This is a genomic window from Frankia casuarinae (assembly GCF_000013345.1).
In the GTDB taxonomy this organism is placed as follows: domain Bacteria; phylum Actinomycetota; class Actinomycetes; order Frankiales; family Frankiaceae; genus Frankia; species Frankia casuarinae.
The window spans coordinates 703,274-717,891 of the sequence record NC_007777.1 but is presented as its reverse complement, the minus strand read 5'-3'; the positions used below and the strand labels follow the sequence as shown (position 1 = coordinate 717,891).

16 protein-coding genes and 1 riboswitch are annotated in these 14,618 nt (G+C 71.8%); of the genes, 4 read left to right on the top strand and 12 right to left on the bottom strand.

Features of this window, described 5'->3' with window-relative positions; genetic code table 11:
• Window positions 1–16: 16 nt before the first annotated feature.
• A complete protein-coding gene (locus tag FRANCCI3_RS03180; RefSeq protein ID WP_011435087.1) occupies window positions 17–349 on the top strand; it encodes a WhiB family transcriptional regulator in 333 nt (110 codons plus the stop codon).
• Window positions 350–565: 216 nt separating this feature from the next.
• Here FRANCCI3_RS03180 and groL read toward each other — a convergent pair whose 3' ends face one another.
• The gene (gene groL / locus FRANCCI3_RS03175; protein ID WP_011435086.1) at window positions 566–2,206 is read right to left on the bottom strand and encodes a chaperonin GroEL; all 1,641 of its coding nucleotides are present in this window, start codon (window positions 2,204–2,206) and stop codon (window positions 566–568) included.
• Window positions 2,207–2,330: 124 nt separating this feature from the next.
• Entirely contained in the window at window positions 2,331–2,639 is a 309-nt protein-coding gene (gene groES / locus FRANCCI3_RS03170; protein WP_035729604.1) for a co-chaperone GroES, read from the bottom strand.
• Between the two features lie 299 nt (window positions 2,640–2,938).
• On the opposite strand from groES, the gene FRANCCI3_RS03165 reads away from it, so the two are divergent.
• Window positions 2,939–3,214, top strand: coding sequence for a hypothetical protein (locus tag FRANCCI3_RS03165; RefSeq protein ID WP_011435084.1), 276 nt, complete (start codon window positions 2,939–2,941; stop codon window positions 3,212–3,214).
• A 110-nt stretch (window positions 3,215–3,324) separates the two neighbouring features.
• Here FRANCCI3_RS03165 and FRANCCI3_RS03160 read toward each other — a convergent pair whose 3' ends face one another.
• Window positions 3,325–3,924 carry a MarR family winged helix-turn-helix transcriptional regulator gene (locus FRANCCI3_RS03160; RefSeq protein ID WP_035940864.1) on the bottom strand — a complete coding sequence of 200 codons (600 nt, stop codon included), beginning with the start codon at window positions 3,922–3,924 and terminating at the stop codon, window positions 3,325–3,327.
• A 151-nt stretch (window positions 3,925–4,075) separates the two neighbouring features.
• On the opposite strand from FRANCCI3_RS03160, the gene FRANCCI3_RS03155 reads away from it, so the two are divergent.
• Window positions 4,076–4,711 (top strand): FMN-dependent NADH-azoreductase, encoded by a 636-nt coding sequence (locus FRANCCI3_RS03155; protein ID WP_011435082.1) that lies wholly within the window; start codon window positions 4,076–4,078, stop codon window positions 4,709–4,711.
• A gap of 117 nt (window positions 4,712–4,828) precedes the next feature.
• On the opposite strand, the gene rimI is transcribed toward FRANCCI3_RS03155, so the two are convergent.
• The 5 genes from rimI to glyA all read right to left on the bottom strand — a co-directional run bounded on the left by rimI (window position 4,829) and on the right by glyA (window position 9,454).
• Complete coding sequence (gene rimI / locus FRANCCI3_RS03150; RefSeq protein ID WP_011435081.1) at window positions 4,829–5,416, bottom strand: ribosomal protein S18-alanine N-acetyltransferase; 588 nt, start codon at window positions 5,414–5,416, stop codon at window positions 4,829–4,831.
• On the bottom strand, window positions 5,413–6,177 hold the full coding sequence (gene tsaB, locus FRANCCI3_RS03145) for a tRNA (adenosine(37)-N6)-threonylcarbamoyltransferase complex dimerization subunit type 1 TsaB (RefSeq protein ID WP_011435080.1): 765 nt from the start codon (window positions 6,175–6,177) through the stop codon (window positions 5,413–5,415). Before tsaB ends, rimI begins: the two co-directional genes overlap by 4 nt.
• Window positions 6,178–6,289: 112 nt before the next feature.
• On the bottom strand, window positions 6,290–6,763 hold the full coding sequence (gene tsaE, locus FRANCCI3_RS03140) for a tRNA (adenosine(37)-N6)-threonylcarbamoyltransferase complex ATPase subunit type 1 TsaE (protein WP_011435079.1): 474 nt from the start codon (window positions 6,761–6,763) through the stop codon (window positions 6,290–6,292).
• Complete coding sequence (locus FRANCCI3_RS03135; protein ID WP_011435078.1) at window positions 6,760–8,031, bottom strand: alpha/beta fold hydrolase; 1,272 nt, start codon at window positions 8,029–8,031, stop codon at window positions 6,760–6,762. Before FRANCCI3_RS03135 ends, tsaE begins: the two co-directional genes overlap by 4 nt.
• Before the next feature lie 160 nt (window positions 8,032–8,191).
• Entirely contained in the window at window positions 8,192–9,454 is a 1,263-nt protein-coding gene (gene glyA / locus FRANCCI3_RS03130) for a serine hydroxymethyltransferase (RefSeq protein WP_011435077.1), read from the bottom strand.
• Window positions 9,455–9,481: 27 nt separating this feature from the next.
• A riboswitch (ZMP/ZTP riboswitch) is annotated at window positions 9,482–9,568 on the bottom strand.
• Between the two features lie 278 nt (window positions 9,569–9,846).
• Here glyA and FRANCCI3_RS03125 point away from each other — a divergent pair.
• Window positions 9,847–10,170, top strand: coding sequence for a hypothetical protein (locus FRANCCI3_RS03125; protein WP_011435076.1), 324 nt, complete (start codon window positions 9,847–9,849; stop codon window positions 10,168–10,170).
• A 54-nt stretch (window positions 10,171–10,224) separates the two neighbouring features.
• On the opposite strand, the gene alr is transcribed toward FRANCCI3_RS03125, so the two are convergent.
• The 4 genes from alr to FRANCCI3_RS03105 form a co-directional block, all read right to left on the bottom strand.
• Complete coding sequence (gene alr / locus FRANCCI3_RS03120) at window positions 10,225–11,379, bottom strand: alanine racemase (protein WP_011435075.1); 1,155 nt, start codon at window positions 11,377–11,379, stop codon at window positions 10,225–10,227.
• 4 nt (window positions 11,380–11,383) lie between these two features.
• Entirely contained in the window at window positions 11,384–12,988 is a 1,605-nt protein-coding gene (locus FRANCCI3_RS03115; protein WP_011435074.1) for an NAD(P)H-hydrate dehydratase, read from the bottom strand.
• Window positions 12,989–13,069: 81 nt separating this feature from the next.
• Window positions 13,070–13,426 (bottom strand): holo-ACP synthase, encoded by a 357-nt coding sequence (locus tag FRANCCI3_RS03110; protein WP_011435073.1) that lies wholly within the window; start codon window positions 13,424–13,426, stop codon window positions 13,070–13,072.
• A gap of 178 nt (window positions 13,427–13,604) precedes the next feature.
• Window positions 13,605–14,516, bottom strand: a complete 912-nt coding sequence (locus tag FRANCCI3_RS03105; RefSeq protein ID WP_023839785.1) for a PadR family transcriptional regulator — start codon at window positions 14,514–14,516, stop codon at window positions 13,605–13,607.
• Window positions 14,517–14,618 lie beyond the last annotated feature (102 nt).

The window sequence follows — 14,618 nt, the reverse complement described above, 5'->3', positions numbered from 1 at the left end:
AAGGGGGCTCAGACCGATGACCGACGTCCGACGACTTCCAGGCCCCGGCGCGGAAAAGTGGGAATGGCAGCTGCACGGGGCGTGCCGTGGTGAGAGCACGGAGCTCTTCTTCCACCCGGAGGGCGAACGGGGGCCGGCCAGAGCCGCCCGTGAGGCCGCGGCCAAGGCGGTCTGCGCCCGCTGCCCGGTCATCCGCGACTGCGGTGAGTACGCGCTGACCGCCCGGGAGCCCTATGGCGTATGGGGCGGGCTGAGCGAGTCCGAACGGGATGCGATCCTCACCGGCCGCTCCCGGCGGGGGGCCGCGAGACGCACCCCGGCCCGCCCCGGACTCGCACCGGCCTGCTGAAGGAGGGCCGCCGGGTGCCGATAGGCGGACGGGTCGGGATATCCGGTCCTGGTCTCCTGGATCACCCACGACGGGTGAGTGACCCGGCAGCGACCCAACGCGCCGACGGCCCAACGCGCCGGAGCCCGGTCGATCCTCTGGGACCGACCGGGCTCCGGACGTACCGGGGCCCGGGGGCCGGGCCGCACCCGGCGGGGCCCCACGACGCCAATCCGGTCAGAAACCCGGGCCCTGCGGGTGGCTGTGCCCGTGGCCGTGGCCGTGGCCGTCCTGGGGAGCGGGCTCCGCCGGCTTCTCGACGACCAGGCCCTCGGTGGTGATGAGCAGAGCCGCGATCGAGGCGGCGTTCGCCACCGCCGACCGGGTGACCTTGACCGGGTCGATGACGCCGGCCGCGATCAGATCGGTGTACTCGCCGGTGGCCGCGTTGTACCCACGACCCGGCTCGAGCTCCTTGACCTTGGAGACGATGACCGCGCCCTCCAGACCAGCGTTGCGCGCGATCCACGACAGCGGGGCGTCGAGCGCGCGGCGCACGATCCGCACCCCGGCGAGCTCGTCCCCGGTGCGACCGAGCCCGTCATCGAGCACGGACGCCACGTGGGTGAGCGCGGAACCGCCGCCGGCGATGATGCCCTCCTCGATGGCCGCGCGGGTAGCCGACACGGCGTCCTCGAGGCGGTGCTTCCTCTCCTTGAGCTCCACCTCGGTGGCGGCGCCGACGCGGATGACCGCGACCCCACCGGCGAGCTTGGCCAACCGCTCCTGCAGCTTCTCGCGGTCCCAGTCGGAGTCGCTGACCTCGATCTCCTGCTTGAGCTGACGCACCCGATCGGCGATCGAGGAGGCCTCGCCAACCCCGTCAACGATGGTGGTGTTGTCCTTGTCCACCACGACCCGCCGGGCCCGGCCCAGGTCGGCCAACGTCACCGCGTCGAGGGAAAGACCGACCTCCGAGGCCACCACCTGGCCGCCGGTGAGCACGGCGATATCCTGCAGCAGTGCCTTGCGGCGGTCCCCAAACCCGGGAGCCTTGACCGCGACGACCTGGAAGGTCTTGCGGATCGAGTTCACCACCAGGGTGGACAGGGCCTCGCCCTCGACCTCCTCGGCGATAATCAGTAGCGGCTTGCGCTCCTGGACGACCTGCTCCAGCACGGGCAGGATCTCGTTCAGCGCCGAGATCTTGCCCGGGTAGAGCAGGACGTAGGCGTCCTCGAGCACGGCCTCCTGGGCCTCGGCGTCCGTGACGAAGTACGGCGAGATGTAGCCCTTGTCGAACTGCATGCCCTCGGTCAGTTCAAGGTCCAGCCCGAGGGTCTGGCTCTCCTCGACCGTGATGACGCCGTCCTTGCCGATCTTGTCGATCGCCTCGGCGATCAGTTCCCCGACCTGCGGGTCCTGAGCGGAGATGGCGGCGACCTGGGCGATGGTCTCCTTCGAGTTGACCTCGATGGCCTGCTTCAGCAGTGCCGCGGAGACGGCCTCGACGGCGGCCTCGATGCCCAGCTTCAGCGTCAGTGGGGCGGCCCCCGCGGTCACCTGCTTGAGACCGAAGCGCACCATCTCCTGGGCTAGCACGGTCGCCGTCGTGGTGCCGTCGCCAGCCACGTCGTTGGTCTTGGTGGCGACTTCCTTCGCGAGCTGGGCGCCCAGGTTCTCGTAGGGGTCCTCCAGCTCGATCTCGCGCGCGATCGTCACCCCGTCATTGGTGATCGTCGCGGCGCCGTAGTGCTTGTCGATGACGACATTGCGACCACGCGGGCCGATCGTCACCTTGACCGCGTTGGCCAGGGCGTTCACCCCGTGCTCGAGCGCGCGGCGGGCGTCCTCGTTGAACGTCAGAATCTTCGGCATACCTGGTTGTCCTCCCGACACCGAATACCGGTGAAAAACAGCAGGAGCGCGCCCCGCCGGCGAGCCCGGCGGAAACCGGGCGGCCGCCAGCGGGACGCGCCCCTTGGTGCTACCGGCGAGCGACCTACTTCTCGATGATCGCGAGGACGTCGCGAGCGGAGAGCACGAGGTACTCCTCGCCCGAGTACTTGACCTCGGTGCCGCCGTACTTGCTGTAAAGCACCACGTCGCCGACCTTGACGTCGAGCGGGACGCGCTTGCCGTCCTCGAACCGACCCGGGCCGACCGCGAGAACGATGCCCTCCTGGGGCTTCTCCTTCGCCGTGTCCGGAATCACGATCCCGGACGCGGTGGTCTGCTCCGCGTCGGAGGGCTGCACGACGATGCGGTCCTCGAGCGGCTTGATAGCAACCTTGGTGGCGGTCGTCACGATCGACCTCCCCCTTCCTGCGCTGGATGAGAGAGCGACCCTGGCGGCCTGCCGTCGCGGGTGAACAGGCGCCTGTTGTCGCTGGCACTCTCACGTGCCGAGTGCCAACTTAGCACCCGCGCCGCAGACGTCAACCAAGACGGTCGGATCTGTCAAGACGGCGGGAATTCGGGTCGTCCCGAGCCGGCCTGGCCAAGGCCCGGCTCTCCTTCGCGACGGCCCGTTCCCGCCGGTCGGCGCCCGGCGCCACGAGGCCCCATGAGCACATGAGCACCCGGGGACATGGGGGGCACCATGAGGACATGATCTGGATGTGGGAGGCCAAGGCGGCGCCCGGCCGGGCGAGCGGCCTGCGGGACTGGGCGATCGATGCGCTCGCGGGGCGGGACGGCGAGGTCTACGTCAGCAGCCAACGGGGCGAGGATCTCGTCGTCATCATGCTACGGACGCCGCCCGATGCGGGCATGTCCGTACAGACCACCGGGGACACCCGCTGTCCGCTGCCGAAGCCACCGGCCGAGCTGGCGAACGGCGATCCGCATACCTGGCAGTTCGAGCAGGTACACCCGCCGCACTGATCGGCCGCGTCCGGCACTGCCGCGTCCGGGCCGTGTCCGGCACCCGGCCAGGGCCGGATCACCCGGAGGCCGAACCACCCATCGGAAAGGGACCGCCAAGCGGAACAGGACTACCCGTCGGACGGGGCCGACTGACCGGGGCACGTCCCGTCCGGTGCGCACGCCATCCCAATGTCCCGCGCGTCGATCTCCCGCCTGGCGGCGTCGCAGGCGGCCGCTCCGTGCGTGGGGTCCACGGCAAGCATGTGGGCAGCGACACGCCGCAACAGATCGATGAAGGTCGCCCGTTCCGCCGCAGTCAGCGGGGAGAGCACGTGCTGATCGACGAGAAGCCGATCCTCCTGGCTGGCCCGGTACAACTGGACCCCGTGCTCCGTCGCGGTGATGATCCGGGCCCGCCGGTCCGCGGGATCGGGGTGCCGCTCAACCAGGCCGGCCCGCTCCAGATCATCGACCAGGCGGACCATCACCGTCCGGTCGATGCCGAACCGACGGGCCACCTCGATCTGGTTGCGCGCCTCACCCTCGACCGCGGCACCGAGAACGTGCAGCCCACGCAGCCCGCCGGGCACCCGGCCGACGGCGGCGGCCGAAGCGGCCGCATAGCCGTACCGCACCTGCCCCAATAGCCAGCCGAGGTCCTTCCCCGGGCCGTCGGGGAGGCTCTCCAGCCCCGGGGGAAGCCCGGCGGCCACCGCCGCGTCGCTCACCCTCACAAGGTACAGGCCCACAGAGGAATAATCTACCGCGATATAAGTGCTTAAGTAGACAATCTACTGTTAAGATGTTCCATGAATCCGATCTTCCCGTCAAAGAAGATCGATCATATTGATGATCGAATAATGATGGAGGGTTCCCCCGATGCCGCACCTGCTGCACGTCGACTCGAGCCTCGCCACCGAGAGCTCGACGTCCCGATCGATCGCCACCATCTTCGCCGAGGCCTGGCGCGAGGCGCACCCAGACGGGATCATCACCTATCGTGATCTGTCTGTCACCCCTCCTCCGCACCTGGACTGGGCGACCGTGTCGGCGAGGTTCACCCCGCCCGAGCAGCTCTCGGCGGAGCAAGCCGAGGCGGTCAAGAAAGGAGAGGAGCTGATCGCCGAGGTGGAGGCGGCAGACGAGTACCTGCTGTCGGTACCGATGTACAACTACGCGGTGCCGTCGACGTTCAAGGCGTGGATCGACCAGATCATCGTCATGGGACGCACGGTGCGGCAGGCTCCGGACGACAGCGCCCTCACCGGCAAGAAGGTGACGGTGGTCACCGCCCAGGGCGGGTCCTACGGGCCAGGCACACCCAAGGAGGGCTGGGATCACCAGCAGCCCTACGTGGCACACATCCTGGCGGCACTCGGCGCCACGGACATCGAGTTCATCCGCGTCGAGATGACGCTCGCCCCGGTGAATCCGGCGCTGGCCGAGTTCATCGACCTGTTCCAGCGCTCCAAGGCGGAGGCGGCGGCCGCGGCTCGGCTACGCGCCTCCGTCTGAGCCGTCCGCCCCACCCGTCGCGCGCCCGGCCGTAGACAGGCCGGGACGCCGGCGGGATACGAGGAGAGGACGGCTGGCCGGGCTGTACCGCCTGGTGACGGTGGGGTCAGGCGGGTGTCAGGGCTCGACCCGAGAGGTGATGAGCAACGTCGCCTCGACGCGGTCGAGCAGCTCCGCGTAACCAACGGTGTCGATCTTCCGGACCCGCATCACGTAGGCATCTCCACCGGAAGGCTGGTAGTAACCGCGGCGCAGCCCAATGTCGACAAAGCCAAGCCGGCTGTAGAGAGCACGGGCCGCCTGGTTGTCGGTGCGGACCTCCAGCCCACAGTTGCGGGCACCGGCCCGCCGGGCGTCGCGCAGCAAGGCGATCATCAGACGGGCGCCCACCCCCCGCCCGCGCATCCGGGGCACGACGCCGATCGTCTGGATGTAGGCGCCGTCCTCGGCGAGCGCCAGCCCCGCATAACCGACGATCGCGGACGTGTCGTGCGTCGGGACGCCCTGTGGACGCCACAGCGCCGTCAGGTACCGCCGCTGCTCGCCCTGCGCGAGTTCGGACCAGAACAGCTCGGCCGTCCACGGATCGATGTCGAATACCGTCTGCTCCAGCTCGGCGACCATCGCCACGTGCCACCAGCGCATCGGAGCCAGGAGCAGATCCGGCCCATCCGGACCGGCGGGGTGTGGTCGCGGCTGCGTCAAACCGTGACCGGCTTCGGTGTGTGCGGTTCGGCCGCGTCCGGCCGCCGCAGGTAGAGCGGGACGAGGGGCTGGGGAGCGCGCCCGGCCAGCACGTCGGCCCCGGCGAGACCGACGAGCAGCTCTGGCCGGGGATAGCCGTCGTCCGGCTGACCTGCGCCGGGCGCGGGCACCTCCCCGGCGGTGGCACCGGCCGTGGTACCGGCGAGTTCGGCGAAGATCTCCGGGTAGAGCACCGTTCCCGGGCCGACGACGCGGTCGACACCGAGGCCGCGCAGGAACCGGACGACGTCGGCCGGACGGCCAACGGCCGGATCGCCGACCCGCACCCCGTCGCGGTAACAGGCCCAGAAGACCTCGCGCCGACGGGCATCCGTCACGACGGCGACGGAGCCGCCGGTGGCGGCACCGATGGCATCCAGCGAGCACACCCCGTGCACCGGCACGCCTAGTGCGTCGGCGAAGGCGGCGGCGGTCACCATCCCGACCCGCAAACTGGTGAACGGCCCGGGACCGGCGCCCACGACCACGGCGTCGAGATCGGTAGGGCGGGCACCCCCCTCGGCGAGCACCGCGCGCATCGACGGCGCCAGCAGCTCCCCGTGGCGGCGGGCGTCGACGGTGACCATGACCGCTCGCGGCCACACGTGCACCCCGGGCGCGGCGCGCTCACCACCCGTCCCACTCACCGGCCGCGCGGGGTCGGACGACGTCAGCTCGGCGAGCGCAACCGAGCACGCTGCCGTGGATGTGTCAAGAGCCATCACCAGCACTCGTCCAGACTACGGATCGCCTCGCCGACCACGGCGGGCACCCACCCCACCACCACGATGCCACCGATGTCACGCCGCGCGCGGCGGGTCGATGCGGGGAGTCTCAACTCACCGGCGCACGTGCGCGCAGCCGTTCGATCCAGCTGGCCCCGGACGGGACGAGGCGGACTATCCGAGTCTCCCCGACCTCGTCGGCACGTGGCCGGGAGATCACGATCTCCAGATGATCCTGCGTGAGACGTTCCGCGAGACCGGCACCCCACTCGACCACGGTGACCGAGGTGTCGACGTCGGCGTCGAGGTCGAGATCGTCGACCTCGACGACCCCACCGAGCCGGTAGGCGTCCACGTGCACGAGGGGAATCCGCCCGTCCGGGTAGATCCGGGCAAGCACGAACGTCGGCGAGGTGACCGTTTCCCGCACGCCCAGCCCGGCCGCGATCCCCTGGGCCAGAACCGTCTTGCCCGCGCCGAGCGGGCCGGAGAGCACGAGCAGGTCCCCGGGCCGCAGCAGGGTAGCCAACCAGGCCCCGAACTCCCGCATGCGCTCCGCCGTGGACACCTCGACCGTGTTCATGCGCCTTCCGTCGTCGCCTCGCTCCGGGGCCCGCGTGGGGAGACGGAGAATGTCTCGGACCGCGCCGACCGACCGGTCCGTCCCGACCCCGACCGACCGGTCCGTCCCGACCGACCTGTCTGTGCCGGCGCCGACCGACCTGTCTGTGCCGGCGCCGACCGGCCTGTCTGTGCCGACCCCGACCGCGGGCGCGGCATGGCGCGTGGCGCCGTCGCCTGCCGCGCAATCTCCCGGATTGCGGCGTTCACCACGTCCGGGCGTTCCAGCATGATGGCGTGCCCGGCGCCCTCCTCGACGATGAGCTCCGCCCGGGGCAACGCCTCCGCCAGGGTACGGCTGTGGGCGAGCGGGGTCATCAGGTCAACGTCCCCGACGATGAGCACGGTCGGGATCTCCGCCAGTCGCTCGGCCGCCGCGAGCCGATCGTGGTCGAGCAGGGTGGGCAGGAACGCCGCGATGACCGGGATCGGGGTGTCCGCGACCATGGTCTCCAGGAAGGAGACCACCGACGGCGGCAGTTCGGTCGATCCGAACCCGATGCGCCGCGTCAGCTCCCACGACAGGTCGCTGCCCCGCCGCCGGGCACGTTCGAGCAGGCTCGGCGCGTGCCGCATACCAACCGCGAAACCCGGCAGAACGCGGCGGACCACCCCGGTCACCGACGCCGGCAGCCCGAAGGTCAGCCGGGCCAGCTCACCGGCGCTGGTGGCGAGCAGGGCCACCCCGACGATGCGGTCATCGAACAGTTCCGGGTGGGTGTCGGCCAGGCCCAGCACCGTCATGCCGCCCATCGAATGGCCCACCAGGATAATCGGCCCCCGGGGGACCCGCTCGGTGATCACCCGGAAGAGGTCGTCGGCGAGTGCGTCGATAGTGCAGTTCTTGACCTCGGACGGCCCGGAACGCCCATGCGCCCGCTGATCGTAGAAGACCATCCGGCCGAGGTCTGTCAGCGCCCGCTGCTGCAGGATCCAGGAATCGGCCGTGACGCAGAACCCGTGGACGAACACCAGCGTCACCGGGGCGTCCGACGGGCCGGTCTCCTCGATATACAGCGGAACACCGTCCCCCGCGATCACGGTGGTGACCCAGCCCCCGATCGGCCCCATCCGCGCGTCGGACGCGAGATCGGCCGTCTCACGCCGACGGCGGATCATCCGCCGCTCGGCGACCAGGCCCGCCGCGACGGCGGCGGCACCAACCACCCCGAGCGATCCCGTGGCCCGAGCCGTGCGGGAACCCGCGATCGCACCCACGGTCTTCGCCATCGGCGCCACCTCTCCTCGGTGCCTCTTCTGCACCGATGATGCACCCGGCCACGCCGGCCGACGGGCCCCCCGGCCGGGACGTGGGGGGCGTCGGCCGGGACCTGGGGACGTCGGATGCGCGGCCGGGGAAGATCACCGGTCCTGTGCGCGGATCCCGTGCTCAGGCGAAGCCCGGCATCGGGAAGGCTGCGGTCAGCTCGGTGACCTGCTCCCGGACCCGGGTGATGGTCGCGGTGTCGCCGACCACGGCGGCCTTGACGACATCGTCGATCCAGCCGGCGAGCACCGGCATGTGACCGACCCCCAGACCGCGGGTGGTGATGGCGGCGGTTCCCAGCCGGATACCGGACGGGTCGAAGGGCCTGCGCTGGTCGAAGGGCACCGCGTTGTAGTTCAGCTCGATCCCGGCCTGGTCGAGCGCCCGGGCCGCGGGCTTGCCACCGATGTCCCTGCTGGTCAGGTCGATCAGGATCAGATGGTTGTCGGTACCGCCGGTGACCAGGTCGAAGCCCCGCTCCACCAGGGCCTCGGCCAGCGCGCGGGCGTTCGCCACGACCGCGTGCGCGTAGTCGCGGAACGCGGGTGCCGCCGCCTCGCGCAGTGCGACGGCGATCGCCGCGGTGGTGTGGTTGTGCGGCCCGCCCTGCAGGCCCGGGAACACCGCCTTGTCGATCGCGGTGGCGTGCTCGGCGTCGGAGAGGAGCATCGCCCCACGCGGGCCGCGCAACGTCTTGTGCGTGGTGGTGGAGATCACCGGGGCGTGCCCCACCGGCGAGGGGTGTGCCCCACCCGCGATCAGCCCGGCGATGTGCGCGATGTCCGCGACGAGCACCGCCCCGACCTCCCGCGCGATCGCGGCGAACCCCGGGAAGTCGATCGTCCGAGGGATCGCCGTACCGCCGCAGAAAATAATCCTGGGACGCTCGGCCAGAGCGAGGTCGCGCACCTCGTCCAGGTCGATGCGGCCGGTGTCGGCGCGCACGCCGTACCGGACACTGCGGAACCACGTGCCGGTCGCGGAGACGCTCCAGCCGTGGGTCAGATGGCCGCCCATCGGCAGCGACAGGCCCATCACGGTGTCCCCCGGCTCGGCGAAGGCCAGATAGACGGCGAGGTTCGCCGGGGAACCCGAGTACGGCTGGACGTTGGCGTGCTCGACCCCGAACAGCGCCTTGGCACGGTCGACCGCAAGCGTCTCGATCGGATCGATGACCTGCTGGCCCTCGTAGTAACGCCGACCGACGTAGCCCTCGGAGTACTTGTTGGTCAGCACGGAGCCGGACGCCTCCAGCACCGCGGTAGAGACGTAGTTCTCCGACGCGATCAGCCTGATCGACGAGAACTGGCGCGTGGCTTCGGCCTCGACGAGACCGGCGAGTTCGGGATCGGCGACGGCGAGGTGGGGAATCGGTGGTTGATGCACCTTGACCTCCGGCAGGTCTGATCCGGCCGGGGGTGCCCAGGCGCGCGGCACCGTTCCGCTCGATCGCTCCCCGGTGGTCAGTTCCACCTCGATGCGCCAGTCACGACTCCGGGCCGAGTCTAGGGGATGAGCCCCGCCCCACAGCACCGGATCCACGCCGGTGCGACGCGTCGCGACGGCACCGGGCGTCGCGAAGACGACAAATGTCGTGAAGACGACAAGCCGGGCGCAGGCCACAGCACCGACGTCCACCGGACCGGGTGGGAGCGGGCCGACTACCGTGGAAGTGCCGCCCCGGCTGGATCGGCTGGATCGGCTGGATCGAGAAGCCGGGAGCGGACGGATCCAGTGGGATCAGATCGATCAGCGAGTGTGGACCGGAGGCGGAGATCGTGCGGCTGAGGTGGCACAGGAGCAAGGACATCCCGGCGAGCGCAGGCCGTCGTCTGACGGGCCCGGAGCGCGCCGCCGCACTAGGGGTGCCGGACGACACCGAGCCGGCCGAGGGCCCCGGCGCCGCGGCTCCGGCTCCGGTGCCGGCCGGGCCGGTGATGCTGACACTGACCACCCGCTCCCGCCTCGAGGAGGCCGAGCGCGAGGCCGCCGTCTCCCGTCCCGTGCGTCGGCGGATGGAGCGCGGCTCGCTCGGCGGCCACGTGTCGCCCACCGGCGGTCACGGTTCCGGCGGTGCCTGCGGCCCCGGCGGCTGCGGCTGAGCCCGCATCCCGCATCCCGCATCTTCGACTCGTCCGGCGCCGCCCGGCGGGCCGTCAGACGTAGCGGCGGGGGACCCGAGCCCCGACCCGGCTGACGATCTCATAGTTGATGGTGCCCAGCGCCGCGGCCCAGTCGTCCGCGGTCGGTTCGCCGCGGTCGCCGGGGCCGAAGAGCAGCACCTCGTCGCCGGCCGCCACCTGGTCGTCACCCACGTCGAGGACGAACTGATCCATGCAGACCGTGCCGGCGATGCGTCGGCGCCGCCCGCCGAACAGCACCTCCGCGGTGTTCGTCGCGGACCTGGGGATGCCGTCGGCGTAGCCCAGCGGCACCACGGCGAGCGTCGTCTCGCGTGTTGTCGTGTACCGGTGCGCGTAGGAGACGCCGGTTCCCGCCGGTACCCGCTTGGTCAACGCGGCGTGCGTCGTCAGCGTCATCGCGGGGCGCAGGCCAAAGGCCGCCGGCGGCCCGATCTCCGGACCCGGGGACAGTCCGTAAACGGACACTCCCGGTCGAACCAGGTCGAAATGCGCCTCCGGGCTGACCAGGGTAGCCGCCGAGTTCGCCAGATGCCGCACGGACGGGTGTAGCCCCGCCTTCGTGGCGATGTCGATCGCATCCCGGAAACGCCCGATCTGACCCTGCACCGTGGGATGCCCGGGGGCGTCGGCGAACGCGAAGTGGCTCCACACACCGATCACCTCGATCACGCCCTCGGCCTCGAGTGCCGCCCCGGCGTCGCACAGCGCCGGCCAGTCGGCCTCCGTGGCTCCCGCCCGGCCGAGGCCCGTGTCCGCCTTGAGGTGCACCCGGGCGGTACGGCCGGTCCGCCGGGCCGCGGCGGCGGCCTCCTCGAGCGCCCAGCCCGCGGACGCGGACAGGTCGACATCCGCGGCGATGGCGGCGGCGAACGATTCACCGGGCGCCGCGAGCCAGGACAGCACCGGGACGGTGAACCCGGCCGCGCGCAGGGCGAGCGCCTCCTCAAGGAACGCCGTGCCGAGCCAGGTGGCCCCGCCCTCCAGGGCCGCCCGTGCGCACGGGATCATGCCGTGGCCGTAGCCGTCAGCCTTGACGACCGCCATGGTGGCGGCGTCGCCTGCCCGGGCGACGAGGGCGGTCACCGACGTGCGGACCGCGTCGAGATCGATGACGGCACAGGAACGAAGATCATTCCCGGCCGGAGAACCGGCTCGCTGTTCGGTCACGCCGTCACGCTACTCCGCGTGGCATCCGTCGCCGGTCAAGCAGGTCGCCGATGACCTGGGGCAGGAGGGCGGGCAGATCATTCGCTGCCAGCGGCGCCGGGGCCCGCTCGGCGGCCCGGCCGTGCAGATAGGCGCCGACCGCCCCGGCCGTCGCGGGGGCGAGCCCGGCGGCGAGCAGCGAGCCGATCAGGCCGGTCAGCACGTCACCGGTCCCGGCGGTCCCCAGCCATGCCGATCCGGTCGTGTTGACCAGCGCCGATCCATCCGGCCGCACGACGAGTGTGCGGGCGCCCTTGAGCAGGATCACCGCTCCCGTCGCCGCCGCGGCCCGCCGGAGAACAGCGAGCCGATCGTCGGCGAGTTCGGCGACGGTGGCCTGCGCGTCCCGGCCAAGGGCGACCGAGACGAACCGCTGGAACTCGCCCTCATGCGGTGTGATCAGCACCGGCGCCGCCCGCTCGGCGACGGCGGGCCGCGCCGCGATGATCTCGGCAAGCGGGTCGAGGCCCCCCGCGTCGACCAGGACCGGAAGGTCCGTCGCCAGCAACGCCGTCAGCAGGGTACGGACCGCGGGTCCCGGCGCCAGGCCTGGGCCGATCGCCCAGGCCTGGACCCGGCCGGCGGCCAGCATCGTGTCGGCGTCACCGGCCTCGATGACGGTCACGACGGCCTCGGGATGCGCCATCCGCACGAAATCGCCGGCCCTGCTCACGACCGCGCCGACGGCCTCGCCCGCGACCTTCTCGGCGTGCCCCGCGGTCACTACCCGCAGGTACCCGGCGCCACCACGCAGCGCGCCGCCGACCGCGAGCACCGCGGCGCCCGGATAGGCGTCGCTGCCGGCGACGAGGCCGAGGACCCCGCGACTGTACTTGGACGCCGTCGGGCTGGGAACGGGCAATGCCGCGGCGACGTCGGCGTCGTCGAGAGCGCACAGGTCGGGTTCAGGCAGGTCCAGTCCGATGTCGACCAGCTCGACGGGGCCGGTGTGGGCGGCACCGGGCATGAGCCACAGGCCGCGTTTGCGGGTACCGAAGGTGACGGTACTGCTCGCCCGGACCGCCGGCCCCGCGACGGCCCCGGTGTCCGCGTCCACCCCGCTGGGGACGTCGACCGCCACCGTCCGTTCGGGGGGTGCCAGAACGGCGAGCCGGGCGTACGGCTCGCGCAGCCCGCCCCGGCCCCCGATGCCGAGCAACCCGTCCAGCACCAGATCGGCGGCGGCGAACAGGATACGCAGCCGCTCATCGTCGATCGGCTGCCCCGCACCCGCCGGACCGCCCGCGCCCACCACCGGACCCGGATGGTGCAGTCGGCCACCGGCCGCAAGCAGGGCTGCGGTGCCTTCCGGGTGGGTGCGGCCGGGTGCCACCGCATCAATCCGCGCCCCTCGGGCGGCCAGCCGCGCTCCGGCCCAGAGGGCGTCACCACCGTTGTCGCCACCGCCGGCGAGCACGACGACGCGGGCACCGTAGACCCGCCCGAGGCGTCGTGCGGCGTGCGCGACGAGCCCGTGCACCGCCCGCTGCATCAGAGCGCCGGGGGGCAGCGAGGCGAGCAGCGGCGCCTCGGCACCTCGAACCTGTTCGACCGTATGGGCATTGCGCATGCCGACATGCTGCCCCGCTCCGATCCGCGGGCGCCCGACAGGCCGGCACGGACCCACCGGACCCACCGGACCCGACCGTGCTCAGGTCTCGGCGACGACCATCGCCACGGCCACGCCGCCGTCGTGGGTGAGCGAGAGGTGCCAGGACGCGATGCCGAGCCGGGCCGCCGCGGCGGCCACCGTGCCGATGATCCGTAACGACGGTCGCCCCCCGGTACCGAGAACAACCTCGGTGTCGTGCCACTCGAGACCGGGGGGTGCGCCGAGAACCTTGGCGACCGCCTCCTTCGCCGCAAACCGGGCAGCCAACCGCTCAGGCCGGGCGAGGCCGCGTTCGGTCGCGGTGAACAGCCTCATCGCGATGCCCGGCGTGCGCGCCAGCGTCGCGGCGAACCGGTCGACATCCACCACGTCCACTCCGACGCCCACCACCGCCACCCGGAAAGGTTCCCACAAACGCGGTGTTGCGCCGCCGTCGGCACCGGGGTGGCCGGTGAGGTCCCCGCCAGCCGGTTCACGCCCATCTCGCCGAGGGCGCCCGCGCCCCGCTGATCAACGCTTCGCCGATCAGTGCGTCGCAGCCCGCCCTGGGGCCGATCCGCCGTTGCCGTCGTCCTTAGCTGTCGCCATCGGGAGCGGTGCGGCCCTTGTCCGCGCCGGTGCCCGTGGCGGCACCCTCCGGTCTCATCGGGGGCTCGACGTCGTCCCCGGCGAGGATCCGGTAGAGACCACGGCGGGTCTCGGCGAGCAGGGACCGCGCCGCGGCGATCTGCGCTTCGTCTCCGGCCTGGGCCACCTGGACGATGGCCGCACCGACGGCGAACGCCAGCGTTCGCAAACTGGTGAGATCGTCATCGACCGCCGCCGCAGCAGTCTCCCACGGCTTGCGCTCCCCTGCGCGTGCCTCGACGTGCGCCCGCCCGGCGTCGGTGAGATGGAAGACTCGCTTGCCCTCCGCCTCCTCCGCGCGCACGAGACCCTCGTCGGCCAGCAGTGACAGGACCGGGTAGACCGACCCCGGGCTCGGCCGCCAGATGCCACCGCTGCGCTCCGCAAGCTCGCGGATCATCTGGTAGCCGTGCATGGGCTCCTCGGCCAGCAGCGCGAGCAGCGCCTCCCGGACGTCGCCCCGCCCCACCTTCGGCCCACGGCCGCCGAAGCTGCCGGGGCCACCGAAGCCGGGGCCGCCGAAGCCCGGACCGAACCCCGGACCGGGAAAGCCGCCGAACGGCCAGCCCGGTCCGCCCCGGCGGCCTCTCGGCCCGCCTCCCGCGTGCCCACCGTGCTCACGATGCCCACCGTGCTCACGATGCCCACCGTGCTCACGATGCCCACCGTGGCCGCCACGGCCGACGCGACCGGCCCGACCGCTCTCGGGGTGGTCCTGCTCGCCGGCCACCGCCTCCGACCGGCCACCACACTGCCCCCAAGCGCTCATCGCCTCGAAGAAGTCCCGCAGCCGGGACGGGCCGAACCCGGCCTCGCATCCCCAGTGGCCCCATGGGCCCGGCATCACCTGTGAAACCATGATCATTCCCTTCGAATCGGCGCGACCGGAGCAATCCGCTCACGCTCCATCACGTAGGCTCACGATATATCGCGATGCAATCGATGACAAGACCTACTCGGC

Bases quoted from the DNA above. Each gene is read 5' to 3' on its own strand.
- FRANCCI3_RS03180 (WP_011435087.1), top strand. From the start codon at position 17: ATGACCGACGTCCGACGACTTCCAGGCCCCGGCGCGGAAAAGTGGGAA.
- groL (WP_011435086.1), bottom strand. From the start codon at position 2,206: ATGCCGAAGATTCTGACGTTCAACGAGGACGCCCGCCGCGCGCTCGAG.
- FRANCCI3_RS03165 (WP_011435084.1), top strand. From the start codon at position 2,939: ATGATCTGGATGTGGGAGGCCAAGGCGGCGCCCGGCCGGGCGAGCGGC.
- FRANCCI3_RS03155 (WP_011435082.1), top strand. From the start codon at position 4,076: ATGCCGCACCTGCTGCACGTCGACTCGAGCCTCGCCACCGAGAGCTCG.
- tsaB (WP_011435080.1), bottom strand. From the start codon at position 6,177: ATGGCTCTTGACACATCCACGGCAGCGTGCTCGGTTGCGCTCGCCGAG.
- tsaE (WP_011435079.1), bottom strand. From the start codon at position 6,763: ATGAACACGGTCGAGGTGTCCACGGCGGAGCGCATGCGGGAGTTCGGG.
- FRANCCI3_RS03135 (WP_011435078.1), bottom strand. From the start codon at position 8,031: ATGGCGAAGACCGTGGGTGCGATCGCGGGTTCCCGCACGGCTCGGGCC.
- FRANCCI3_RS03115 (WP_011435074.1), bottom strand. From the start codon at position 12,988: ATGCGCAATGCCCATACGGTCGAACAGGTTCGAGGTGCCGAGGCGCCG.
- FRANCCI3_RS03105 (WP_023839785.1), bottom strand. From the start codon at position 14,516: ATGGTTTCACAGGTGATGCCGGGCCCATGGGGCCACTGGGGATGCGAG.